The sequence below is a fragment of the Pseudomonas sp. QLc11A genome, assembly GCF_052112305.1.
Classification (GTDB): domain Bacteria; phylum Pseudomonadota; class Gammaproteobacteria; order Pseudomonadales; family Pseudomonadaceae; genus Aquipseudomonas; species Aquipseudomonas laurylsulfatiphila.
Genome location: NZ_JAVAJJ010000002.1, coordinates 98,230 through 123,720 on the forward strand (window position 1 = coordinate 98,230; position 25,491 = coordinate 123,720).

At 58.5% G+C, this 25,491-nt stretch carries 17 protein-coding genes and 1 pseudogene; 8 read left to right on the top strand and 10 right to left on the bottom strand.

All coding sequences use genetic code 11. The features are described 5' to 3' along the window. The first annotated feature begins 74 nt into the window (after positions 1–74). On the top strand, positions 75–1,775 hold the full coding sequence (ureC, locus tag Q8X48_RS03400) for an urease subunit alpha (RefSeq protein ID WP_407799641.1): 1,701 nt from the start codon (positions 75–77) through the stop codon (positions 1,773–1,775). A gap of 64 nt (positions 1,776–1,839) precedes the next feature. On the opposite strand, the gene Q8X48_RS03405 is transcribed toward ureC, so the two are convergent. Then, entirely contained in the window at positions 1,840–6,927 is a 5,088-nt protein-coding gene (locus tag Q8X48_RS03405) for an NEL-type E3 ubiquitin ligase domain-containing protein (protein ID WP_407799643.1), read from the bottom strand. Between the two features lie 262 nt (positions 6,928–7,189). Here Q8X48_RS03405 and Q8X48_RS03410 point away from each other — a divergent pair. Continuing rightward, positions 7,190–7,384: pseudogene (locus Q8X48_RS03410) on the top strand (DnaJ C-terminal domain-containing protein); the annotation flags it as partial. 81 nt (positions 7,385–7,465) lie between these two features. On the opposite strand, the gene Q8X48_RS03415 reads toward Q8X48_RS03410, so the two are convergent. After that, positions 7,466–12,736, bottom strand: a complete 5,271-nt coding sequence (locus Q8X48_RS03415) for a dermonecrotic toxin domain-containing protein (protein ID WP_407799645.1) — start codon at positions 12,734–12,736, stop codon at positions 7,466–7,468. A 248-nt stretch (positions 12,737–12,984) separates the two neighbouring features. On the opposite strand from Q8X48_RS03415, the gene Q8X48_RS03420 reads away from it, so the two are divergent. Next, the gene (locus tag Q8X48_RS03420; protein WP_407799647.1) at positions 12,985–14,112 is read left to right on the top strand and encodes a sensor histidine kinase; all 1,128 of its coding nucleotides are present in this window, start codon (positions 12,985–12,987) and stop codon (positions 14,110–14,112) included. A 167-nt stretch (positions 14,113–14,279) separates the two neighbouring features. Here Q8X48_RS03420 and Q8X48_RS03425 read toward each other — a convergent pair whose 3' ends face one another. Further along, positions 14,280–14,585, bottom strand: coding sequence for a chaperone modulator CbpM (locus Q8X48_RS03425; RefSeq protein WP_007979663.1), 306 nt, complete (start codon positions 14,583–14,585; stop codon positions 14,280–14,282). Between the two features lie 27 nt (positions 14,586–14,612). Beyond that, a complete protein-coding gene (locus tag Q8X48_RS03430) occupies positions 14,613–15,560 on the bottom strand; it encodes a DnaJ C-terminal domain-containing protein (RefSeq protein ID WP_015093265.1) in 948 nt (315 codons plus the stop codon). A 297-nt stretch (positions 15,561–15,857) separates the two neighbouring features. Between Q8X48_RS03430 and Q8X48_RS03435 the strand changes: the two genes are divergently transcribed. Next, a complete protein-coding gene (locus Q8X48_RS03435; protein WP_407799649.1) occupies positions 15,858–17,132 on the top strand; it encodes an Hsp70 family protein in 1,275 nt (424 codons plus the stop codon). A gap of 116 nt (positions 17,133–17,248) precedes the next feature. Here Q8X48_RS03435 and Q8X48_RS03440 read toward each other — a convergent pair whose 3' ends face one another. The 3 genes from Q8X48_RS03440 to Q8X48_RS03450 all read right to left on the bottom strand — a co-directional run bounded on the left by Q8X48_RS03440 (position 17,249) and on the right by Q8X48_RS03450 (position 19,696). After that, positions 17,249–18,262, bottom strand: coding sequence for an AI-2E family transporter (locus Q8X48_RS03440; protein ID WP_015093263.1), 1,014 nt, complete (start codon positions 18,260–18,262; stop codon positions 17,249–17,251). A gap of 265 nt (positions 18,263–18,527) precedes the next feature. Next, a complete protein-coding gene (locus tag Q8X48_RS03445) occupies positions 18,528–18,836 on the bottom strand; it encodes a PsiF family protein (protein ID WP_126048961.1) in 309 nt (102 codons plus the stop codon). A gap of 65 nt (positions 18,837–18,901) precedes the next feature. Continuing rightward, positions 18,902–19,696 carry an AraC family transcriptional regulator gene (locus Q8X48_RS03450; RefSeq protein ID WP_407799652.1) on the bottom strand — a complete coding sequence of 265 codons (795 nt, stop codon included), beginning with the start codon at positions 19,694–19,696 and terminating at the stop codon, positions 18,902–18,904. A 97-nt stretch (positions 19,697–19,793) separates the two neighbouring features. Here Q8X48_RS03450 and Q8X48_RS03455 point away from each other — a divergent pair, with 97 nt between their 5' ends. Next, positions 19,794–20,681 (top strand): DMT family transporter, encoded by an 888-nt coding sequence (locus Q8X48_RS03455; protein ID WP_015093260.1) that lies wholly within the window; start codon positions 19,794–19,796, stop codon positions 20,679–20,681. A gap of 103 nt (positions 20,682–20,784) precedes the next feature. On the opposite strand, the gene Q8X48_RS03460 is transcribed toward Q8X48_RS03455, so the two are convergent. From Q8X48_RS03460 to Q8X48_RS03470, 3 genes are all read right to left on the bottom strand, one after another. Beyond that, positions 20,785–21,675: an alpha/beta fold hydrolase gene (locus Q8X48_RS03460; protein WP_407799653.1), complete on the bottom strand. Its 891-nt coding sequence runs from the start codon at positions 21,673–21,675 to the stop codon at positions 20,785–20,787. 108 nt (positions 21,676–21,783) lie between these two features. Then, positions 21,784–22,089 (bottom strand): DMT family transporter, encoded by a 306-nt coding sequence (locus tag Q8X48_RS03465; RefSeq protein WP_407799655.1) that lies wholly within the window; start codon positions 22,087–22,089, stop codon positions 21,784–21,786. Further along, positions 22,090–22,728: an FMN-dependent NADH-azoreductase gene (locus Q8X48_RS03470; protein ID WP_407799656.1), complete on the bottom strand. Its 639-nt coding sequence runs from the start codon at positions 22,726–22,728 to the stop codon at positions 22,090–22,092. It abuts the gene before it with no gap. A 109-nt stretch (positions 22,729–22,837) separates the two neighbouring features. On the opposite strand from Q8X48_RS03470, the gene Q8X48_RS03475 reads away from it, so the two are divergent. From Q8X48_RS03475 to Q8X48_RS03485, 3 genes are all read left to right on the top strand, one after another. After that, the gene (locus Q8X48_RS03475) at positions 22,838–23,752 is read left to right on the top strand and encodes a LysR substrate-binding domain-containing protein (protein ID WP_407799658.1); all 915 of its coding nucleotides are present in this window, start codon (positions 22,838–22,840) and stop codon (positions 23,750–23,752) included. A 199-nt stretch (positions 23,753–23,951) separates the two neighbouring features. Beyond that, positions 23,952–24,728 (top strand): hypothetical protein, encoded by a 777-nt coding sequence (locus tag Q8X48_RS03480; protein WP_407799659.1) that lies wholly within the window; start codon positions 23,952–23,954, stop codon positions 24,726–24,728. Between the two features lie 74 nt (positions 24,729–24,802). Beyond that, positions 24,803–25,465: a hypothetical protein gene (locus Q8X48_RS03485; RefSeq protein ID WP_407799661.1), complete on the top strand. Its 663-nt coding sequence runs from the start codon at positions 24,803–24,805 to the stop codon at positions 25,463–25,465. Positions 25,466–25,491 lie beyond the last annotated feature (26 nt).

The following is a 25,491-nucleotide window of genomic DNA, read 5'->3' on the forward strand; positions in this document are numbered from 1 at the left end:
GTGGGAGTGAGCTTGCTCGCGATAGTGAGCGCAGCGAACGATCTCAAATCCAATTAAACCCCCAAGGCAAGCGCATGAAAATCTCAAGACAAGCCTACGCCGACATGTTCGGTCCCACCGTCGGTGACAAGGTGCGCCTGGCCGATACCGAATTGTGGATCGAAGTGGAACAGGACTTCACCACCTACGGCGAAGAAGTGAAATTCGGTGGCGGTAAAGTCATTCGTGACGGCCAGGGTCAGAGCCAGCTGCTGGCCGCCGACGTGGTCGACACCCTGATCACCAACGCGCTGATCATCGATCACTGGGGTATCGTCAAGGCCGACGTCGGTCTCAAGGACGGGCGCATCGCGGCGATCGGCAAGGCCGGCAACCCGGACATCCAGCCCAACGTCAACATCGCCATTGGCGCCAGCACCGAAGTCATCGCCGGCGAAGGCATGATCCTCACCGCCGGCGGCATCGACACCCACATCCACTTCATCTGCCCGCAGCAGATCGAAGAGGCATTGATGAGCGGTGTCACTACCATGATCGGTGGCGGCACCGGACCGGCTACCGGCACCAATGCGACCACCTGCACCTCCGGGCCGTGGCACCTGGCGCGCATGCTTCAGGCCGCCGACGCATTCCCGATGAACATCGGCCTCACCGGCAAGGGCAACGCCAGCTTGCCGGAGCCGTTGATCGAACAGGTCAAGGCCGGTGCCATCGGCCTCAAGCTGCATGAGGACTGGGGCACCACACCCGCGAGCATCGACAACTGCCTGAGCGTGGCCGACCGGTTCGACGTGCAGGTGGCGATCCACACCGACACCCTCAACGAATCCGGTTTCGTCGAGACCACCCTCGCCGCCTTCAAGGGCCGCACCATTCACACCTATCACACCGAAGGTGCCGGTGGCGGTCACGCGCCGGACATCATCAAGGCCTGCGGTTTTGCCAACGTGCTGCCGAGTTCGACCAACCCGACCCGGCCGTTCACCCGCAACACCATCGACGAACACCTCGACATGCTGATGGTCTGCCATCACCTCGACCCAAGCATTGCCGAGGATGTGGCCTTCGCCGAAAGCCGCATTCGCCGCGAGACGATTGCCGCCGAGGACATCCTCCACGACCTCGGTGCGTTCTCGATGATCAGCTCCGACAGCCAGGCCATGGGGCGGGTCGGTGAAGTCATCACCCGCACCTGGCAGACCGCCGACAAGATGAAAAAACAACGCGGGCCGCTGCCCGGTGATGGTGAGGGCAACGACAACTTCCGCGCCAAACGCTACATCGCCAAGTACACCATCAACCCGGCGATCACCCACGGCATCAGCCATGAAGTGGGTTCGGTCGAAGTGGGCAAATGGGCGGACCTGGTGCTCTGGCGTCCGGCGTTTTTCGGCGTGAAACCGACGCTGATTCTCAAGGGCGGTGCCATCGCGGCCAGCCTGATGGGCGACGCCAATGCCTCGATCCCGACACCGCAACCGGTGCACTACCGCCCGATGTTCGCCAGCTTCGGCGGTTCGCTGCACGCCACCAGCATGACCTTTATCAGTCAGGCGGCACAGGAGGCAGGCTTGCCTGAAGCGCTGGGTTTGAAGAAGAAAATCGCAGTGGTCAAAGGTTGCCGCGACGTGCAGAAAACCGACCTGATCCACAACGACTACCTGCCGAAAATCGACGTCGATCCGCAGACCTATCAGGTCAAGGCCGATGGGGTTTTGCTGTGGTGTGAACCGGCGGATACGTTACCAATGGCGCAACGGTACTTTCTGTTCTGACTCGAAGAAAAACCGAATGCCGCTCCTTGCGACATTCGGGGCTCGGTTGAACCAGTGCGCATCGTCACGCGTGGTTATCGCCATCTTCCAGGTCGAGAATTTCCTGCGGAGTCAACAGATCGGTCAGCTTGCGCTCGGCCTCCCCTGCCTCATCAGCCAAAGCCCTGGACTGAGTGTTATAGGCATCGCTGGTCAGCGATTCTCTATCAATGTCCAGTTTTTCCAGGCGCTGCTCGATAGGTGCATAAGCCAGATCGAACCTGGAGCGGTACTTTTCTTTCAGGTATTCGCCCCAGAAATCACGGCGCGCAATCGAATCAATCTCTGCCTTCGAATCTTTCAGGCTGTTTACATGCTGCTCTGCTGCCTCCAGTTTCGCGGCAGGCACGTACTGCGAACCGGTGTAATCGGCCTGAGTAGGCTGCCCCGGCAAATCGAGCTTTTCCCGGAGGTTCACCCGGTAGGAAAGCCGTACTTCAATTTGATCCATTAATAACAGTTGCTGGCCCTTCTCTCTTACCGTGGCATTGGAGCGGGCAATCGCTTCAATACGTTCTTTTATATCTTTGAGCGCAAATGTTTCAACCTGATCCAGACGGAACAATCCTTTGGCCAGCTTGAGCAGTTCAGCGCCCGCGCCTTTGTCGCCAACACGTGCCAAGGCTTTATGAACCTGCACCTTGATTTCCAGGTCGCTGAACATCAGGGCAGCACGATCGCTGCAGGTTTGCGGCTCTCCCGCCGCCTGGAACAGCTCGTCACGCAACTGCGCATTCTCTCCAGCCGCTTCCAGGACTGCCCAGACCCGAGCTTCGAGATCGGGATAAGCCTTCTTGTACTCCGCCGTTTTACTCAGTTTTTCCAATAATCGGAAAAATTCCTCGCTTTCACTGACTGCGCCACCCATCTCATCTCCGGCCGCTTCCCGATCGAGGGACTCTGTGTCGAGGCGCGTCCATAGCTGTTTTTTTGCTGTGTGTTCAGCAGCAGGAATATTGCTCAGCCATCGATCGACCCTCTGCTCCGATGGCGCCAACGTACCCCCTTCGGCCCCCCGATTAGCCGGTGCCTCGGCGGGAACCGGCATCAAACCCGCGCCATCCTCATCCAGGTAAATACGCGCCAGAATGTCCGCGTACTGCTGTATGCCACGCTCTGAAAGAGGATTGCCGTTCAACTCGGTGATCCTCAATACTCGATTGATTGCCCTCGCCTGGTCCGGTGGTGGATTCACCGCCCAATCGGGAAACGAAGTGAGCTGGTTATCACGCAGATCGACCATTTGCAGATGGCGTGGCCAAAAAAGACCTTCCGGCCATTGACTGATCCCGGTGGCCTGCAAGCGAACTTCGGTCAACTCGGTCATCTGACTGAAGTCAGGAGTACGCTCCAGCGGATTATGGCTGAGGTACAGCTTTTCAAGATTACGCCTGCCAGCCAGTAAAGCTGCGTCATCGGGGGTTAGCCTGATGTTGTTTCTGGAAAGGTCCAACCTGACCAGATTCTCCATCTCATCCAGCTGCGCGGGTATGTCTACCAGTCGGTTTGCCTGGAGATTCAACTGTCGAACGTTGTAAAAGGATTCGAGAAACTCGTTGGGAGTCGCCACGAGCCCCATTTCACTCAGGTTCACAAATTCCACATGGGGAAAGGTCGCGTCCAGAGCAGGAAGCGCCCCGACGGTCCGACCTCGCAGAGTCAATTCGCCTCCACGAGGATAACCACTGGCAGAAAGCCTGTTTGTCTTTCTTTGCCAGCAACGCTTGAGGAACTCAACGACCACTTGTTTATCATACTGCTCGACCGCCACGACACTGCCATCTGGCAAAATACGCGTAGAAGGGGTCGCCAGCCATTGCTCCGACCAATTCAGCAAACCTTGAAACTCGGCCTCCAGGTTAGACAGAATCAGTTCGGGATTCTCTGCTTCAATAAACGCCAGATAGCGCTCGGCTTGACCATCGGTGAAACCTGGGAAAAGCCTGAGTATTCGCTCCTTGTTCGACACCTGCCGCGGGTTCATACCAGCCCCACGCCCGGACAGCGGATAGCCCAAGCGACCATCGGCCCAGCGCTGAGGCGCCCTGAAACCGGGCCTGATCGGTTGCATGCCCAACCGTGAGCGCAATTCACCGCGAGTCAATACATGCCGCCTGATCAATGCCTGCAGCTCCGGTCCTTGCCCCACATCGGGCAAACCTATTGCATTGCGCGCCCCATCGGGCAAGGCATGCTGAAGCGCGGCGTAGAAATTATCCGCGCCGTGCAAATGACCATCGTTCTGGTCACGGGCCTCGTACAGCCCCTCTGCACCGCGCACCAGAACCTTTCGGCTGACGGCCGTTTCCGCACCGACACTGGCCCTTAGATCACCATTGAACGAGCCGTCTCGAACTTCCAGGCGCAGATCGTTCGACCAGCCTGGCAGCTTCTCGAGTGAGTTGAGCACAAGCGTCTCGGCATCCTGATTGATCACCGCCTCCAGATACAGCCCCTCGTAAGCTCGCGACAGACGCACTTCGCGCTGGATCCAGCGCAGTTCCTCCGCCAAACGCAAAGGTATGGGTTTGGTTTGAAACCTGTCGTCGAAGTCCCATTTAGCCATTTGCTGTCGTTCAGTGTTGCTGGCTTCAGCCAGCAACTGTTCGATCACTTTCACGGGCACACTGGAAAAGCGCGATTTGATCAAATTGAGCCGTGGATCGCTGCTCCCGCTCCTGGCGTTGTAGACATCATTGAAGAACTCGACTTTATGGTGTTCGGCAAACTTGGCGAGACTTGCGCACAGCGTCTCGACACGCTTATCCAGAGTATCGCGGGGGGTTCCAGGCCGCTGACCAAGCACAACATTGGTTTCACTTTCATCAAGGCTCTCCAGGAACGTTCTCAACAGACGCCCGTCACGTATCTGCGCATCATGTATCTGCACGACCCGTATCTTGTCCGGTGCGCCCCGTGGATTGACGTATTCCCAGAGCGTATTTGCCTGCCCATCGAGAATCCGTATCGACACCGTGTCCGGCCACCTGCCATAACGCGTCATGACATGCAGTTGATTGATCGAATGATCCACTGTCGGCCCGGCGGGTAAGTCGCTCTTCATGTCGGCGATAAAGCTCTCGACCTGCTTGTATGCGTCAAATCGACTGATGGTATCGATCAGCATCGGCGCCGGTGACTCGTTCTCGACGTACATCTTGCGCAAGACGCTTTCATCGGTGCCGCTGGCTTCGCGAATCTGCACCAGCTCGGTATCGCTGAACCCGCTGACGCTATGCCCCAGGCGCCTCATGAGTTCTGGCCCCTCCCAGGTCCTCGGCTGTTCCACTTCATGACTCCAGGCGCCGGAGCCGTTATGGCTCAACTCAGGTGCATAGGCATTCGCCCGGTCAGGATGCGCGATTCTGTATTTGCCGCTAACCGGGTCCTTTTTCACGGCATAGCGCTTATCTCCCAAGGGCAAAAACTCCTGACCATCGTGCCGCAGCAGGCCCAGTTCATTCGGCTTCAGACCTTCTGACAATGCCCCCGTGTGCTCATAGGGTTTTAGATCGGGTTTCCACAAACGGGCTTCCCCATTCGGTAGGGTGACCTGCTTCATACTGTCGAAGAAAGGTGAGCGCTTAAGCGGCGCAACGGGCTCAGCGCTCTCGGCGCCAAGCGCCGCCAGAAGGGCAAGCTGAGCAACGTTTTGCGTGACATCCATCAGATACGCAAATCCCTCATCCGAATCGCTCTGCGCCAATGACTCGATGCCCTCTACCAACTCATCAGTCAATTGAACGGCCATGACCGCCATCATCGCCACCCCCAGGGGCGGGACAAATAATGCAACCACGTTGAAGACAGACAGCGCGATCCCCAAATAGCCGAGCATTTTTTCATGGCGGGCCTGTGCATCGGCATCTGCCGTGGACACCGCAACATACTTCGCATCGTTGAGGAGTTTGTTCAAATGCTGGTCGAAGAGAAATACCCAAAGCGCCCCTCCGACCGGCGTTTCCTCCATATGGATCCTGGCGGCAGGATCAGGGGCTCGTACATATACACGGCTGTTCGGTTCCTGCTTAAGGGGTGTCAGGCGATCATTCAACCGCTTGAAAAAACGCGCTTTATCCTCCTGTTTGACAAACCGGCTGAAAAAATCCTGATACTTGCGATCACGCAGCCGCTCACGCAATTCGTTATGGAATTGCTGCGCGGATGCGTACTCTTTGATCGGGCTGACGGGGTCATGGGGAATATAGACAACCAGGCGCTGCACCCGATCACTGCTGAGGCGATCAGGACCGATCAGCACAACTCCGATCAACTCGGTGTCCCCAAGCAGTTTCAACCCATTGAACTGAACGGGCTTGCCATCCAGCATCAAGTCGTTCGAGTGCTCCTTGACCTTCATCAGGACGTTATAAACACTCGAATCATTACCGGACTTGTCAATATCACCCTGCATTCGCGCGAGATCGATCGCCGCGTGGAACGCATCTTGTTGACTGAGCACGACCCTGGCTTTCAAGACCCCTTCGGCCACAGTTTCCCCCAACCCCAGCGCCGAATTGATATGCGCCTGATACTTGCCCCCCAAGTCCAACTGTCGACACAGTGCTGCAAACTGTTCAACGGTGAAAGGTAACCGTCCCTGCGACGAAAGAAGGCGCACCGAGTCACCAGTTCGCGTTGCACCATAAGTATCCGTTTCGTCATCCTCGGAAAAATTATGCAAGGCCGCGTCCAACAGGCTACTGCTCAATGAAATAGCATCGGCAAATGGCTCGGGGCTGGGAACCGAGTGTCGCAACTGCGTACGATCGACATCAACCGAGACCTTGAATTGCTCCAGGATTGCCCCGCTCAAGAGGGGGCGTGCGAATGCCTTGACGTCCTCCAGATTAACCAGCAGTTGATCGACCGCGCTCTGCGAAGAGAAACTCTGCTGACTACTGTGTTTGAACGCATCCTGGTGAGCTTGCGATGCAGCTATATACCAAGCCGGAAGGGTGAGACCAACATCGCGCAAGGCCTTTCGTCGTTGTCGCGTGGCGCTCAAAAGCCAGGCTGGAAGTTTATCTTTGACAAACTCATAGTGGCGCCCATTATCTTCAGCTGACATAACTTCGCGATTACTTGCAAGAGGTACATTTAATTCAGACATAATTTTAAACGCTCATGGCATTTTATCGAGCATAGAACTTACTAAAAGCCCACCCAAATAAAAAACCAAATAACCACGGAAAAACCACGAAGATGAATACCATAGCCATCGAACATTCGAATACTAAAATATACTTATATACCACCCGCACAGATTATCCACGCCGCGACACTAAAAACATTACATCTCTATGAATTACTTTGACCTCGCGTACTGTTCAACACCGCTATTGCTCGATTAGTTCAATACACTCTTACAGTAACTGGGTGCCGAAGTCGCCGCGCCGACCCTGACCGGCAAGATCAACCTCAAGGTGCCGGTCGGCAGCCAGAATGGCCAGCGCATGCGTACCAAGGGCCATGGCCTGATGAACAAGGCCGGTGAGCGCGGTTACCTGTTCGTGCAGCTGAAAGCCGTCATGCCGAAGAAGTCGGACGATAACATCAAGGCCCTGTAGCAGGACCTGGCAGAATAAGGCTACCGCGACACGAGCAAAGGCCTCGCACACCCTGTGTCGAGGCCTTTGTTTTTTCCGTGATTACTGAACGGAGTCAATCCGCAGCCGATCCAGCTTGGCCCGAATCATCGCTTCCCGTGTCAGTTTTTTCAGCAACTGCGTAATCTGCAGATCGATGTCATCCAAGGCTTGAACATATTCCTCGTCAGTCATCAGCTTGCCGTTCGCAAAGTCAGTTTCACTTTTGCCCAACTCACTGCACAACCCCTTGATTTCCGCCTCCACCGCCGCCTTTCCCTCGGCGGTGAGCCGCGTACCTTCGGCCCTGCGCTGCAACGCATCCTGCAAATCGGTGGTGGCGTCGATCCTGCGCTTCAAGCCGTTCAATTCCTCGCGGTAAGTAGACTCCAGCCAGGTTCGCCAGAGCGGTTGCTCGAAGAGGCGATCAATCAGCAGATCACCTTCCTCCAGCGCCTTGATCCGCTGGAACGCTGCTTCGATCATCTCCTTGCTCACACCGGCGATGTTGCGAAACTGCATGCCCCGCGCCTGCCACGGCAGATCCAGACGTTCCGCCAGATCGGTCATGTAGGCCAGGTGCACTTCCACTTCATCGATAGTGCCGATCACATCGCCATTGGCGTCGTAGCGACGGAACCGTTCGCCGTTAGCCAACCGCGCAGACACCCGCTGACGGGCGATGGCACCGAGTTCATCGAGCCGGGACTTGCCCAGGGCCAGTTCCAGCAATTGCGCCTCGATCAGGTCCGCACGCACCAGTGCGTAGGCTTCATGCACCATCACCTGCACGCCCATGGCATTGAACAGTTGCGTACCGCCATCCACGCACTCGGTGGGCGTTGCCGCCTCGTTGAACAGCTTGCTTCGCAGTTCACTGTCGCTGGCCATGGCTTCGAGCATGCGCCAGACCTTGGTCGTCAGTTCCGTCTGATAGTCACCGCCGGCCTTGAAGTCGGCGGACTGGGTGAGCTTGCGCAGTTCATTGAAAAACGGCACCGAACCAAACTCGTCTTCGACCTCGTTCCAGACTTCCTGCTTTTCCTGCCATTGCCGCTCGGTCATGCCCATCCACCATTCCGCGCTGTCGAGCAGACCTCGGGGTGGGTATGGGCGGTCCGGGTCCATACCGACCGACTCGATGTACAACCTGAGGGTGTCGAGATTTTCCGGAGAAATCCAGTGCGGCTCCCGGCTGATCACCGTGCGTGCCAGCAGCTCGGCGCGAAACGATCCGGGCGCGACTTGCGGTATCCGGCTGATCGGATTGCGGCTCAATTCAATGAAAATACTGCGTGGCCGCGATTGGGAAAACAGACCGACAGGCCAACTGTCCAGTCCGGCATCGCTCAACACCAATACCTGCAAATGCGGCATCCGGCTGACATCAGGAATGAGCTTCAGTGGGTTGCCGCGCAGCGCCAACGACCTCAGGCGTGTCAGATTCTTCAGGCGATCAACTGCCACTAGATCCAGCTCGATGCGGTTGTCGTTGAGGTACAGGTCGGTGAGATGACGCATGTCCTTCAGTACCGGCGGGAAAGCGGTCAGCAGATTGTCTTGCAGATTGAGGTAGCGCACCTGATGGAACGGGTCGAGGAACGACAGGTTCCCGGAACGCAACTGCCCACCGCGCAGGCTCAGGCTGGTGACATGATCGAAGTTGGCCTCCAGTTTCGGCAGGGTTTCCAGCAGTCGGTTCAGTCTGGGAATGTTATCCAGACTCAACGCCTGCGGCCGCACTACCCCGAAAGCCTCGATGCCCTCCGGCCCGGTGCGCTGCCAGCATTGCCTGAGCGTTTTATAGATGTTGTTTCGCGCATGCCATTCCGCCACGCCCGCCGGGGTAAAACGAGCGGATTGCGTCGGCGAATTCATCCAGCGTTGCAGGGCACGGTTCAATTGGTTGAACTCGGCCTCCAGCACGGTCAGCCGTTCATGCACCGCCCCTTCGCCCTGACCGAAACCCGCCAGCAGTGCCTCGACTTCCTCCGAAGTAAAATCCGGATACAGTGCATGAGCCCGTTGTCGCAGCCCCACGCCTTGCGGTGCTTGTCGGGCATAGCCACGCATGCCGCCACGCAAGCGCATGACGCTCGGGTCGTAAGCCGGCCTGGTGATCGGGTGGTCCCGCAGAATCGGCTCAAACCGGGATCGATCCAGCGGCTGCGCCCTGACCGCTTGCTCAAGGCGTGAAGACTCATGGATTTCAAAGCCAAGCGCTGTGCGCTCAGAGTCGGGCAAGGCATGCAGCACCGCCGCGTACAGATTGTCCGCACCGTGCAGCTGTTGATCACTGCCGTCCCGTGCCTCGTATTGGCCATCCTCACCCAGGACCAGCACTTTGCGGGTCGTCGCGTCGACGGGGCCGAGACTGTCGGTCAGTGATCCCGTGAATGAATACTCACGGATTTCCAGACGCAGATCCGCCGGCCAGCCCGGCAATGCGGCCAGCGAGTGCAGCTCCAGGCGTGCGGTATCGCGATTGTGCAGTGCGTCGAGGTACAGGCTTTCATAAGCCCGTGTCACACGCAGTTGTTCCGCTGCCTCCCGAGCTTGTTGAGCCAGTCTCAACGGGACACGTTTTTTTTCGTTCAAATGCTGCACATCCGAGGGATGCGCGTCACTCAGCAACTCCTGCGCCTGACTGACAGAGATATCAGCCCCATCATCCTTGAGCATGTTCACCAACGGATCGTCCGACCGGGTACGGCGCTTGTACAACAGGTCGAACAACTGACTTTTGCGCTGACGCGCCAGCGCCGCCCATTGATCACAAAGTGCCTGGGCACGTTTCGCCTGGTCACCGAAATACCCTTCTCCAAGCAGTTCGCGTAGCGCTGTTTCGTCAAGGAAACCGACCACCCGTTCCGGCAACTCACCCGCAAGCAGTTCAGACCAGGTCATCTGCAAGGTATTGGTCGCTGACGCATTGGCGTAGCCTTCCTTGATCGATACACCGGTCAGGCCCGGTCCCTGGAAGACTTCAATGGCCTTGTCGCCGGGCCAGCCGCGCAATTCCGTCATGAGTCGAAGCGAGTAATCCGCCCAATCGTTACTGATCCGATGGGCCAGAATCTGTTGCGCACCGGCTTCGGCATCGGCATGGGCCTTGAAGCGCTTGAGGGTATCGACCAATGACGCGGGCGGAGTTTCATGTTCGACATGGAGCCGGCGCAAGGTGTTTTCATGCACACCGCTGGCAGTCAAAATCTGCTCCAGGGTCTCATCGGATAGCCCATCCACCGAAGCGCCCAGACGCCTGAGCACTACACGCCGATCCCATTCGAGCGGTTGATCGAGCTCGGTCTTCCAGCTGCCGGCACCGTTGTGCTCCAACAGCGGCTGATAGGCTTCGGCGCGAGTCAGGTGTTGCAGCCGATGCTGGCCGGTTTCCGGGTCTTGCCTGACGGCATAGCATTTGTCATCGAGGCGTAGCAGGTCTTGCTCCTGATAACGGTACAGCCCAGTGTCACCAGCCTTCGCCCCATCGGGCAATGCGATCGTTTGCTCATAAGGGGCGAGATCAGGGTTCCACAACCGCTCCTTGCCGCCGACTTCCACTGGCTTGAGCCCCTCGACAAACGGCGACACCTTGATCGGTGCGACAGCGGGGCCGGGCAACACATGGCCGGCGCCCATCAGTGCCAGTTGCGCGAAGTTGATCAAGACCCCGTTGAAGTACGCCGAAGCCTGTTCCTTGTCACCCTTGCTCCAGTCCTCGACGCCTTCGGCAACCTCGGCGAGCATTTGCGCGACCATGATGCCGAGCATGGCTTCCCCCAGCCCCGGCACCAGCATTGCGGCGAAATTGAAAACATTCCAGCCGATCGACAGGTAACCGGTCAGGCGCTTGAAGCGTGCGTTGGCATCCTCGTCACCGGTCGGTACCGCGATCAGCCGGGCATCGGCGATGGCCTTGTTACGCCGCTCCACAAACAGGGTGATCCACAGATCATCCGCGATCTGGTTGGTCACCGGTTCCGCATCGGGATTTTCGACCGCCGTTTCACGCCACCACGGGCCCATGTCCAGCGGTTCGCGCTCATGCCAGGTGTAGGTCGTGAGACGCTCTTTGACCCGGGTGAAAAACAGCCCCTTGTCCTTCTGCGCCACAAAGCGGCTGAAAAAGGCCTGGTAATCGGTACTTCTCAACTGACCCAGGAGCGCCTTCATGAACGCGGTCAGCGAGGGATACTCCTTCAATGGATGGTCAGGATCATCGGGCACATAGGCGATCAACGGACCGCTTATACGACTCTGTTGATAGATATCGTCGCGGCGCAACAGTTCATCGCTCAACCCCTGCGGCCCATTGGCGAAGAAGGCTTGCAGCAGTTTGAACTGCTCGTATTCCCGACCCGGCAGAACAGGAATGCGGCGCGACCAGTCGATCCAGAATCTCAACAGCGCCGGCGTCAACGCTTCAACTTCGCGCTTTATCTGCGATGGCTCGCTGACCGCGCTGAACAACACGATGCCGGTCAACCGAAAGCCCATCAGCGACAAGCGATGAGCATGCAATGGCCGGTCGTACAGCCTGATGTTTGCCTGCCCCTCACGCACCTGGCCCAGTTTGGCGTAGGCATGGTCACTGATATCACCCTTTAATCGGGCAATCAGTGCGGCCACATGAAAGGCCGCCTGTTCACTGGCCACCGAGTCTTGTTGCAAGGTTCGCTGTGCTTGCGGGGTATCGGGCAACAGGACGGACTTGATGTGCCGCTGGTACTGCCCGCCGATGTCCAGGCAGCGGCACAAGGCGGCAAAATCCGGCAGGGCAATGGCCGGCTCCAGGCTGAGACCGCCCCGACCGTCCTTGCGGTAAATACCGGAACTGTCTCGGAGCGCCCCTTCGACGGTTTCAGCTTCCTCGAAGTTGTGCAGTGCCGCCTCCAGCAAGGTGGACTGGCGGACGCGACTGGCGCCGGTGTCGATGCCGAAGATGATCGTACTGGGCACCTCGAGCTGCACGCTGAGTTCGTCGGCGCGTTCCACCGAGCTGAAGTTCGCCTGCAACATCTCCCTGAGCAGCGGCTCGGCGAAGGTCTCAATGTCGTGTTGCAAGCTGCCCAGGGTTTTGTCCAGTACACCCTGAAAACGCCAGCGCTCCTCGATCAACTGCTTCAGGTACTGGCGGTCCATGGCCCGTGCGCCGCTGTACCACTCGGGCATCACCGGCTTCAGGGTTTCGAGGGATTTGAGCCTTGCAGGCGGGGCATTTTTCAGGGCGCGCGGTATCCCGTCGAATACGCGACGGTAATGTACACCCTGGTGTTCGACGCCTGTGGTTTCAATGGTTTGCGGTGAATGGCTTCCATGCAATTCAGACACTTTTACAACACCTTGATGGCTGGATTTGAACCCACAGCTTCGCCAACCCGCCCGCCAAACAAAAGCCCAAAAAACCGTTGGGCCGCCCCTGAAAAAAGGCTTCCACCGTTCGAAATTCAAAGAGCCGTCATTACATAAGTACCGCCACAGAGGCCTGGACTTATGCCACCGAACGAGCGGTCGTGTTTTTTCCGGCAAAGGGACTACTATTCGATTCGCTGTCCTCGATTCATGCTCAGGTAACCGCCATGCGTCTTTCCGAATTCATCGTGCTACAGGTTGATCGCATCGTCGATGAGTGGGAGCAGTTCGCCAAAACCATCACCCCGGCCGCCGAGTCCATGGACAGCACCGCCTTGCGCGACCATGCCAGGTCGATCCTGCTGGCCGCGGCCCGGGACATGTGCAAGCCCCAGACACCCGCCGAACAAGCGGCCAAGGCACGCGGCGAAGGCCCGGAGAAAACCCCGAGCCTCGACGAGGCCGGCGCCAGCCATGGCGAGTTGCGCCATACCGTGGGTTTTGACCTGGTGCAGATGACCAGTGAATTCCGTCATTTGCGCGCCTGTGTCATCCGCCTGTGGGTCAACAGCCTGCAGTCACCTGACCTGGCCTACTTCCAGGACATGATCCGTTTCAACGAAGCCATCGACGAAGCCCTGGCCGAATCCACCGCCGCCTATGCCGAAATGGTCAACCGCTCCCGGGACATTTTCCTCGCGATCCTCGGCCATGACCTGCGCGCGCCCCTGCAGGCGGTGAGCATGTCCACCGAAATTCTGCTGCGCAAAGCCGCGCTGGAAGGTGATGCGCTCAAGTGCGCGATCAATATCCAGCGCAGCACCGGACATCTGGCAGTGATGGTCGGGGATTTGCTGGAACTGGTGCGCAGTCGCCTGGGCAAGCACCTGCCGATCGAACCGACGCCCATGGACCTGGCCGAAGCGGCACAGGACGCGATTGCGCGGGCCTGTGCCGGTCAACCGGAGTGCGATCCGACCCTGACGGTACAGGGTGACACCCGCGGTACCTGGGACCCGCGCAGGGTCGATCAGATGCTGCAAAACCTGATCGGCAATGCCTTGCAGCATGGCTCGAGCAAACGTGAAGTGACCTTGACCCTCAAGGGCGAGGCCGACGGCGTTCGGCTGACGGTGCAGAACGATGGAGTCCCCATCCCCTGCGATGCGATCCCGACCATTTTCGACCCGCTGGTGCGCAGTGCCAGCGAAGAACTCGGCGAGCCCACTACCAGCCTTGGGTTGGGGTTGTTTATCGTCAAGGAAGTGGTCGACGCCCACCAGGGGACGATTGAAGTCAGTTCCAGTGAGACGGATGGCACGACCTTTACCGTGGTGTTGCCGAGGACAATATAGGGCCATTGTGGCGAGGGGGCTTGCCCCCGTTGGGCTGCGCAGCAGTCCTGAAACCAGGCACTGCATTTTTGTCAGTTGTACCTGGTCGCTCGATTGGCGGGCGCTTTGCACCCGAACGGGGGCAAGCCCCCTCGCCACAGAGTTAGTGTTGGTTATTACTTGAGGAACTACTCGACCAACAACCGCCCCAACCGCTGCTTGAGCATGCGGTTCTCGGCGCGCAGCTGCTGCACCTCTTCGAGCAGGTCCAGCGCCAGGGCGACGCCTTCCCACTCCAGGTCAAGGTCGCGCCGCAGCTTGGCGGCACGTTTGGCCAGGGTCAGCTCATAGTCGTTGAAAACCCAGTCCTTGGGCTGAGCGCCCTGAGGTTCGAGGATGCCGTGCTCGACGATTTCGATCACGTAGACGTCCGACAGCTCGGTCGCCTCACAGAATTCTGCCATGTCCAGTTGAACGATCAGGGGACTGCTCATTGTCAGTGACTCCTTGGTTCTAAGGGATCAAAAATGCTCTCGCGGGTCGAACGCGGCTTTTTTCGCCAGCTCCTGCCACAGGGCCTTGATGTCATCGTCGGATTTCTTCGGCATCACGGCCTTCAATTGCACAAACAGGTAACCGCGCTCACCGGCCTTGTTCATCAGGCCATGGCCCTTGGCGCGCATGCGCTGGCCGTTCTGGCTGCCGGCCGGCACCTTGAGGTTGATCTTGCCGGTCAGGGTCGGCACGGCGACTTCGGCCCCCAGCGCCAGCTCCCACGGAGCCAGTGGCAAGGTGATGATCAGGTTATCGCCTTCGACGTCGAATTTCGGGTGCGGTGCGAAACGGATCGTCAGGTACAGGTCGCCATTGGCGCCGCCACCCACACCCGGAGCGCCCTGCCCCTTGAGGCGAATGCGTTCGCCGTCGGCCACACCGGCCGGAATCTTCACGTTCAGGCTTTTGCTGGTGTTGCTCACATGCTGGCCGGCCGCGTTGTACTGCGGTACTTGGAAGGTGACCTTCTTCGATTCGGTCGACAGCGTTTCTTCGAGAAAAACCCCAAGCTCCATTTCCACGTCCTGCCCTCGACGTCCGGTGCTGCGACGCGACTGTCCACCGCCATTGAAACCAGGCCCACGGTTGCCGAAGATCGAACTGAAGAAGTCCGAGAAATCGCCCGTGTCCTGACCACCGCCACCGAAACCGCCACGGCTTTGCCAGCCTGGTGGTCCCTGGAACGGTTGGCCGTGCTGGCCATAGCGGCGCAGATCATCGTATTCGGCGCGCTTGTCGGCGCTTTTCAGCGCTTCATAGGCTTCCGAGGCGTCCTTGAACTTGGCCTCGGCGTCCTTTTCCTTGCTGACGTCGGGGTGGTATTTGCGCGCCAGCTTGCGATAGGCGGCCTTGATCGCCTTATCGTCTGCGGTCGGCTCCACACCGAGAATCTTGTAATAGTCTTTGAAGTCCATCGCGGGAATCACCATCCGTTATCAAATCGCGCCACGGGCCACAGCATGCGCTTGTTTGCAGCCGTTGGTTTGACCGATCTCAAATTTGTGACCGGGCGGCGCAGCAGAAGTTTATCGGCAGCCGGCGGGGCTTCTTGCGAGCACGCCCGCCGCTGTCCGGTTGATGCAGGGTAGTTTGGGGGGGATGCCCCATCTTTCAAGGCATTGTTTGCGAAGAATTAGCAGATAACCGGCCTTCGATTCTGGCGCGCACTGGCATACACTGCGCGGCCGTTTTTTAACCGGAACCTGAAAGACATGAACAACGCATCTCCAGCCCGTGCCGTGGGTATCGATTTTGGCACGTCCAACTCCACCGTCGGCTGGCTGCGCCCCGGCGTGGAAACGCTGATCGCGCTGGAGGACGACAAGATCACCCTGCCGTCGGTGGTCTTCTTCAATATCGAAGAACGTCGCCCGGTGTACGGCCGGCTGGCGTTGCACGAGTACCTGGAAGGCTACGAAGGCCGCCTGATGCGCTCGCTCAAGAGCCTGCTGGGTTCCAAGCTGATCAAGCACGACACCAGCGTCCTGGGCACGGCCATGCCGTTCAAGGACCTGCTCGGACTGTTCATTGGCCAGCTCAAGAGCCGTGCCGAAACCGCCGCCGGTCGGGAATTCGAAGAAGTGGTGCTGGGTCGTCCGGTGTTCTTCGTCGACGACGACCCGATGGCCGACAAGGAAGCCGAAGACACCCTGGTCGACGTGGCGCGCAAGATCGGTTTCAAGGAAGTCTCGTTCCAGTTCGAACCGATTGCCGCGGCATTCGACTACGAGTCGACCATCGAGAAAGAAGAGCTGGTACTGATCGTCGACATCGGCGGGGGTACGTCCGACTTCTCCCTGGTGCGCCTGTCGCCAGAGCGGCGTGCTGTGGATAACCGCCAGGACGACATCCTCGCCACCGGCGGCGTGCACATCGGCGGGACCGACTTCGACAAACAACTCTCGCTGGCCGGCCTGATGCCACTGTTCGGCTACGGCAGCCGGATGAAGAGCGGCGCCTACATGCCCACCAGCCATCACATGAACCTGGCGACCTGGCACACGATCAACTCGGTGTACTCACAGAAATCGCAACTGGCCCTGGGCAGCATGCGCTACGACATCGAAGACACCGGCGGCATCGATCGCCTGTTCAAGCTGATCGAACAGCGCGCCGGGCACTGGCTGGCGATGGAAGTGGAAGAAACCAAGATCCAGCTGACCCACGCCGACAACCGCCACGTGCCGCTGGACCGCATTGAAGCGGGCCTGAGCGTGGACTTGAGCCGTGCGCTGTTCGAGTCGGCCATCGACAACCTGCTGGAGCGGGTGCGCAACAGCGTCACCCAATTGCTGACCGACGCCGATGTCCGGGTCGATCAGGTCGACACGGTGTTCTTCACCGGCGGCTCGAGCGGCATTCCGGCGCTGCGCAACAGCGTCTCGGCGATGCTGCCGAAGGCGCGGCATGTGGAAGGGAACATCTTTGGCAGTATCGGCAGTGGTCTGGCGATCGAAGCTGCGAAACGCTACGGCTCGATGGACTGATCCGAAACCGAGGCGCCTCCATCGCGGGCAAGCCCGCTCCCACAGGTCGTGCGCTGTTCCTGTGGGAGCGGGCTTGCCCGCGATGGCGTCAGATCAAGCAACACCAATCTGAATGATCAAACCATCCCCACCTGCTTCAACTCGCTCTTCAGATACGCGTAGTAAATCGGCCCCGCCACCACCCCCGGCAGGCCGAACGCGGCCTCGAACACCAGCATCGCCAGCAGCAACTCCCAGGACTTGGCACTGATCTGCCCGCCGACGATACGCGCGTTGAGGAAGTATTCGAGCTTGTGGATAACAATCAGGTAACCCAGCGCCGCGACGGCGACCCAGATCGACAGCGACAGACCGACGATGGTGATCAGGGTGTTCGACATCAGGTTGCCGATCACCGGCAGCAGGCCGAGCAGGAACGTCAGCACGATCAGGGTTTTGGTCAGCGGCAGCTTGATGCCGAACATCGGCAGGATCACCGCCAGGAAAATACCGGTGAAAATGGTGTTGAGCAGGGAAATCTTGATCTGGGCGAACACGATGTTGCGAAACGCCTGGACCAGCAGGTGCAGACGATCAAACAGCGCCGCCGCCAGCGGTTTGCGCTTGGTCAGATCCGGTACACGCTGCAACGCAATGATCGCGCCCAGCACCATGCCGATCAGCAAGGTCACGAACATGTGCGCCGCATCCTTGCCCACCAGTTGCAACTCGCTCAGGTGCTTGCTGACCCACTCGCCAATGGCCACACGAAACTCGGCGGCACTGGCCGGCAGATAGGCGTCGATGAACGGCGGCAGTTGCCCGCGTGCGCGGTCGACCACCCCCATGAATTTGTCGAGGGAAGCGCCGGGGTTTTCCGCCTCGTGCAGCAGGAAGCTGAAGGCGCCGGCAAAGATCAGCGACAGCACGCTGACAATCAGTGTCCCCAGCAAGGCCACCGCCAGCCAGCGCGCGCGCCGGCCTTCGATCAGCCGTTGCAGTTGCGGGGTGAGCATGTTGACCAGCTCGAACACCAGCAACCCGGCGAGCAGGCTCGGCAGCAACCGCAGCGGCAGGACCAGCAGCAGCCCGCCAAAAATGATGACCCAGCTGATGACCAGCAGAACTTGACGCTGAGAAAACGTTGGCATACAGCCTCAAAAACGAACGGCGTAAAAAGGATTGGCAGTCTGCCAGCGATCCGGTGCGAGCACTAGGATTGTGTGGGTCGACCTTGGTCGGGGGCAGCTCAAGCGACTCGGCGCCCTTGTCGGCCTCTTCGTCGGAACGCCGCCCGGAGCAAGCCCGCTCCCACATGGTTTCTGTGCTGAACAAAAATTGCGCAGGCATCCAGGATCCCTGTGGGAGCGGGCTTGCCCGCGAAGAGGGCGGCCCATTCACCACAAGCGTCCAGGTTTACTTTTTCTTCAGGCAATCACTCATGAACGCCTTGCGCTCATCACCCTTGAGGGCTTTGGTGGTGGCGTCGGCGTTGCAGGTTTTCATTTTCTCTTGCTGCGGCGTCAAGGCCTTGCCGGCATCGTTTGCCGCCGGTGCGGCCTTCAGGCAGGTGCTCATGAAGGCTTTGCGCTCGTCGCCCTTGAGGCTTTTGGCCGTGGCGTCGGCGTTGCAGGTAGTCATCTTTTCCTGTTGGGCTGTGGCGGCGAAACCCTGGGAGCAGAGCAGCAAACCGATCATCAACAACGGGACACGCAACATCATCATGGAGTTTTCTCCTGGTCGCCACACCGAGGGGGCACGGCCTTGTACTGGAGTGTAGACAAGCCCTGTTACACCTTCCTGTTCTCCAGATGGCTGCGCCGGTACTGCTCCGGCGTACACCCGGCCTGGCGCTGGAACATCGCGATAAACGCCGAGCCGGTGCTGTAGCCCATGTCGAAAGCGATTTCCTGAATGCTGCGCTGGCTGTCCAGCGCTTCGATCGCCGCCAGAAAACGCAGGCGCTGGCGCCACTCACCGAAGCTCATGCCTAGCTCCCGCACGAACTGCCGCGCCAGGGTGCGTTCGCTGACATGGATGCGTGCGGCCCATTCCGCCAGCGGCCGGTTATCCCCAGGCTCGGTCTGCAATGCTTCTAGAATCCCCAGCAATCCCGGGCTGCTGGCGTAGGGCAGATAGCACTCGTGCACCGGGGCCTGTTGCAGTTGATCCACCAATACCTGGGCCAGACGCTGGTCCGCATCGCGCTCGGGAATTTGCACGTCCCGGGCGGCGAAGTCCTTGAGGATCGCCTTGAGGATGTCACTGATGGCCAGGGTACAGGCTCGCGACGGCAGTTCGGCGCACACCTTGGGCGCCAGACACACGGCGCGGTAGTTGACCGGTTGGTGGCTATAGAAACTGTGCTCGATCTGTGGCGGTACCCACACTGCGTATTGCGGTGGCGACATGAAGCGGCTGCCCTCGACATCCATGTGCAGCACGCCGTGGGCTGCATATTCCAGCGTCCCCCAGGGATGCCGATGGGGGGCGGCGTATTCGTGGGCGTCAAAATCGGCGTAGCGGAAGTACACCGCCGACGGCAGTTCGCTGAAATCCAGCAGGTCGATGTGTTTACTGCTCATGCTGTCCGTCATCAGGGGCGAGTTGTCCGGATCGAAGTATAGGCTTGTATCCAGACAAGCGGATAATTGCTCTTCATTAACGTTCTGGTTTTTCCCGATGCAATACGCTTACCCCCTGCTGGCCATTTTCATCTGGGCCGGCAACACCGTGATCACCAAAATGTCGGCCGGGGCGATCTTCCCCGCCGAGATCGGTTTCTACCGCTGGCTGCTGGCCGGGTTGCTGTTCACGCCCTTCATGCTCAAACCGGTGCTCGCCCATTGGCCCCTGATCCGCCCGAAACTGGGCAAGATCTTTGTCCTCGGTGTTCTCGGCATGGCGGTCTATCAAAGCCTGGCGTACTTCGCCGCGAGCCTGACCTCGGCCACCAACATGGGCATCATCCTGTCGCTGATGCCGCTGATGTCGCTCGCCATGGCGATCATCAGCCTCGGCCAGCGCCTGACCATGGGGGCCCTGGCCGGAGCGGTGCTGTCGTTCGCCGGTGTCCTGGTGGTGGTGTCGTCCGGCAGCCTGGGCACATTGCTCGAACACGGAGTCAACCTGGGCGACGCGATGATGCTGATCGCCACCCTGGCCTATGCGGTCTACAGCACTCTGTTGAAAAAATGGCAGCTGAAACTGCCGCCGCTGGTGCTCTTGTATCTGCAGGTGCTGGTGGCCGTAGTAGTGCTGTTTCCGCTGTTCCTCGCCTCACCGAAAGTCGGCCCGACCCTGCAGAATATTCCACTGGTGCTGTACGCCTGCCTGCTGGCTTCGATGGTCGCGCCGTTGGCGTGGATGCAGGCGGTGGTACGTTTGGGTCCGAGCCGGACCACGCAGTTCTTCAATTTGCTGCCGTTGATTACCGCATTGATTGCAGCGGTGGTGTTGCATGAGCAGTTGGCGATGTACCACCTGGTGGGCGGAGTGTTGACCCTCGGTGGGGTGATTGTTTCCGAGCGTTGGACCACCGTGCTTGGTCGCAAGATAAGCGTTGCCTGATCCGGCGCTTTCGCGGGCAAGCCCGCTCCCACAGGGGATTGCATTCCATTGTGGGAGCGTGGCTTGGTCCGGGCGGCGTTCCGACGATGAACGATAACGCGGTCTAAAGCCCCGTCGCGCTTAGTCGCGCCGCATGTTCGACAAACAAACGGATCGGCTCTGCCCCCTTGCCCACCAGCCCCAGCGACTGATTGACGATATCGAAGTGATCCAGCGGATACTCATCGCCAATCACCGTGCCCAGGTGCGAGCTGTAGCGCCCGACCATGCCGTCGCAATGCCCGGCTTCACGGACGAAGGTTTTGGCGAATAACCGACAACTGCGGTTGGTACCGTCCAGCAGATTGCGCCCGCGATCGGTGATGCCCGGCTGCAAAGTGCCGGACCAGGAGTAATAGCGCACGCCGTTGACCTCTTCCGGCCCGTGCCCGCCCCAGGTTTCAGGCAAGCCCTGTGGATAACGTTGGTTGAACAGCGCCACGCCAGCGCTGGTGAGGGAGAGATGGGACGCATGGATATCCACCGGCAGCTTCGGCCCACGGTAACCGGTATCCAGCAACCCCATCAGCGCGCTGACCATCCGCAGCAAAAAACAGAGCAGATGACCACGGACGCTGTCATGGGGGTAATGCTTGTGCAGATAATCGGCAAGCTCCGAACCATGGTTCGGCCCCGCCACCGAAGTCACCGATGCCACAAGATCCGGACGCTTGGCGGCGGCGTAACGGGCGGTCAACGAGCCCTGGCTATGGCCGATCAGGTTGACCTTGTCGGCCCCGGTTTCCCGCAGGATTTCGTCGATACGTGCCAGCAATTGCTCGCCGCGCACTTCGTTCGAATTAAGCGGCGAGACCTGCACGGCGAACACCACGGCCCCGCCATGGCGCAGCACCTCGACAATCCCGTACCAGTACGGATAAAGCACCAGCCGGATGAACCCGAGCATTCCCGGGACCAGCACCAGCGGGTAACGCGGGGCAGAACCTTGCGACATGGGCGGACATCCTTGTGGTCGGGGGGGTGACGCAAGGCGCAATGCAAGACATCCGCCAAGCTACGCCTGCGAAGATGACAACTCGACGACAAGTCTATGTCATCCACCCTACTTCAACCCTGCCACGCCCGCCACGATCAGGCCGACCGAGACCAGTTTGATCATGCTCAGGCTTTCCTCCAGCAGCGCGAACCCGAGAAACACCGTGCCCAGCGAACCGATGGCGGTCCAGATCGGGTACGCGATGCTCACGGGTAACTCGCGCATGGCCAGGGTCAGGAAGTAGATCCCGCCCACAGCGGCCACCACCGTGATCAGCGAGGGCCAGAGCCGGGTGAAGCCCTCGGCGTATTTCATGCCCATGGCGAAGGTGACTTCGAACCCGGCGGCGACCAGCAGAAACACCCAGGCCATCTAGAACTCCCAGGCCAGCGCCAACAAGCGCTGCTCAGCCTCGGCGGCAGAGATTTCAAAACTGCGCTCGGCGGACTCCTCGCCCTCGGCAGCGACCACTGTGACATCGGTGATGCCGATGAATCCGAGCACCGTGCGCAGCAGCGTATCGGCATGGTTCATGGCTTCCAGCTCGCCGCCCGGACCAAAACCGAAGCCGCCACGGCTGGTGATGATCAGGGCTTTTTTGCCTTGCACCAACGGTTGGTACTGGGCCACGCCATTGTCCAGGGTGTGATCGAAGGTCACCCCTACCCGCACGATCTGATCGATCCAGGCCTTCAAGCCGCTGGGTACGCTGAAGTTATGCATCGGTGTGGAAATCACCAGCACATCATGACCAAGCAGTTCGCCGATCAGTTCGTCGCTGAACGCCAGATCGGCCTGCATCGACAGCGGCCGAGCAGCGGGTTCGGGGTAAAACGCGGCGGCCACGAATGCCTCGTTGACCGGCGGGATCAGCGCCCGACCGACTTCGCGCCGGGTCAGTTGCGAGTGTGGATGACGGGCCTGCCAGGCCGACAGAAACACTTCGGCCAAACGCCGGGAGTGCGAACGATCGCCGCGGGGGCTGGCATGAACGGCAAGAATTCTACTCATCTGAATCTCCTCAGGGACTAAACTCAAACGGCTTTCGACTTGCAGCTTGAAGCTCACCGTTGCGTCCCTCAAATGAGTAAAAATCAGCCAAGGTGAATCTATTTCATCTATGGAGTTTTCAATGTTCGCCTCATTGCCCTTGACCGCCCTGCGCGCCTTCGAATCCGCCTCACGCCTGTTAAGTTTCAAGGCCGCCGCCGAAGAACTGTCTGTCACCCCGACGGCGGTGTCCCATCAGATCCGCTCCCTGGAAAGCTGGCTCGGCGTGCCGCTGTTCGAACGCCTGCCACGCCAGGTGCGCCTGACCGAATGCGGCGAACGGTTGTTCCAGAGCCTGCACGGAGCTTTCCTCGAAGTGGCGCAAAGTGTCGATACCCTGCGCCCGCAACGCAGTGGCGCCAACCTGACGGTCTCCACCACCGCAGCCTTCGCCGCACTGTGGCTGGTACCTCGGTTGGGACGCTTCTACGCCCGACACCCGAACATCAACGTGCGCCTCGACACCCACTGCGAAGTCATCGATTTGCATCAGGATGCCAGTGTCGATCTGGTGCTGCGCTACAGCCTCGACAATTACCCCAACCTGTACGGCCAGTGCCTGTTCGATGAGTCCTTCGGTGTCTACGGTTCGCCCGAACAAGTGGCACTGGCGGTCAATCGTGCCCCGACGCTGATCAGCGTGCGCTGGCACAACTCGAAACTCTATGCACACGGCTGGGAAGCCTGGTGCGCGCAATCGGGCGAAACCTGGCTGAGCGGTCGGCCAGCGGTGCGCGAATACGACGAAGAGCATTACGCCCTGCAAGCGGCGATTGCCGGGCAGGGCCTGGTGCTGGCGAGCAATATTCTGGTGTCCGAGAGCGTGGCCAGTGGATTATTGGCGCCTTATCGCGGGGACGTTCAGGTGGATGGCGCCGGATACAGTGCGCTGTGCGTGCCGGGGCGCGAACGTCATCCTCCGGTGCGGGCGTTTTTTGGGTGGTTGCGTGAGGAGGCATTGGCATCCGGTCATTCGTTGCGATGAACGTTCATCGTGCGACGAAAATAACGACAATAGTTACCAGACATACTGATCACAAATTTAACCAGACCAACTCCCCACACCAAAACAGCAAGGCACGATATTTATCAAGTTACAACCACACCATGGACTAAACTCTCCCAGCCCTTATATTCAACTGACAGACAAGAAGTCTGCAAAACATATTAAGGACTAAACAACCATGCACTTTGAACAACAACTTGAATTTCTGGACAGCCTGCCCGCCCTTCCTGCTCGACGTGCTCGACGTGCTGCCTATACTCAAACTCAAAGCGTCTCAGACGAGCTTCCAATTGATCCAAACAAGGAAAGTGGCACCGTCGGCCCGGACATGATGAACATCTATGTACCCGGCGTATCGGTGCAAAACCGTGAAGATGTAGACAACTGCAAATTATTGATGCAAAACGCAGCATCGCAAAAATACGACATGATTAAAGAGTTGCATCAGTGGTACAAATTTTACACAGAAGGCCTGCGTAACCTCGGATGGACGATCAACAAGATTTACGATCAGAACATAATCATTGAAAGAACCGGCCTTACCATGGACGCCGTCGCTTTTGACATACTTCAGAAGCTGGTCGGGGTAAACGCTCCTCGCTTGGCAGAACTGACTGGCAAAGCCGTGGAGGGAGTGAAAGGTGAGGACGGCCTGATCCAGATCTACAATCATAACGCTCAAAAAGGTTCTCAAGCGGTATTTGATATTTCCCCAGTCTGGCAAACCCGGGAAGGTTCTCCGATGATGATCCTCAGCTGTACAAGTGTGGATGTCAGGGAAAGTACTCGCGGTATTCTTTGGTGGAAATCGACAACTAAATCCACCACCGTAAAATCGCAAGCAACACCGGTTTACCTCAATACTCAAGTCTATTCCAAAGTACGAAACAAGGTTCTTGAGAAACTGGGAAATGCGGCCGAAGCATATCTCGATGGAATTCCAGGTTTCCAATAACCAAAAGCTTTCAAATTGGCGTTGAGGTCGAATCGAGACCTCAACCCAACCGTCCCAATTGATCCGAGGCCTACATGGAATCTTTCAAATCCGACACTTACATTGTCAATGGCAATATCACGGTTTTTTTTGGTACTCATGCTAAACAATTCAAAAAAGATATTTTACACTCCAGCTTGCTGGGTCAGTTAATTGCGGACCAATCTCCCAACACCTGGCTCTCTTCCTATATAACCACACTGGGCAAATTTTACTGGACAATCAATAAAACCAACCCCCACAATTTTCCCAACGAAACAACCAGCCTGCTAAATATCGTATCCACAGCCTTGCCTGATGCAATACAAAAAGAACGATTACAGCAACTGAGCGATGCATTATCTTCCATCGCACAGTTAGCCGCTGATACACCTGCAGGTGAAACGCTCCTGAACAGGGTTCAAAAGCAAAATGCACCCGTCGACGGTGAAGCACCCACGTTCACCGTGAGCACACTGTTCACTCTGGTTTGCGAGAATAAAAAAATCCTTTCACTCCAAATAAAGCTCGAAACTACTCGCGCAGTAGGACTTGCCGTCTTTGAACAACCAATCTCTGACAAGATCATCCTGGGTGATATCGAATCCGTTTTGTGGACAACCTATTTGTCGGAAGACAACTACGCCAAGATTCGGGATCAGGTCATTAATAAGCTTGGAAGCAAGCCTCACACCTGCCTGTTTCCCATCGAAGCGTAACCGCTCATCACGCTATTGGCTCTCTG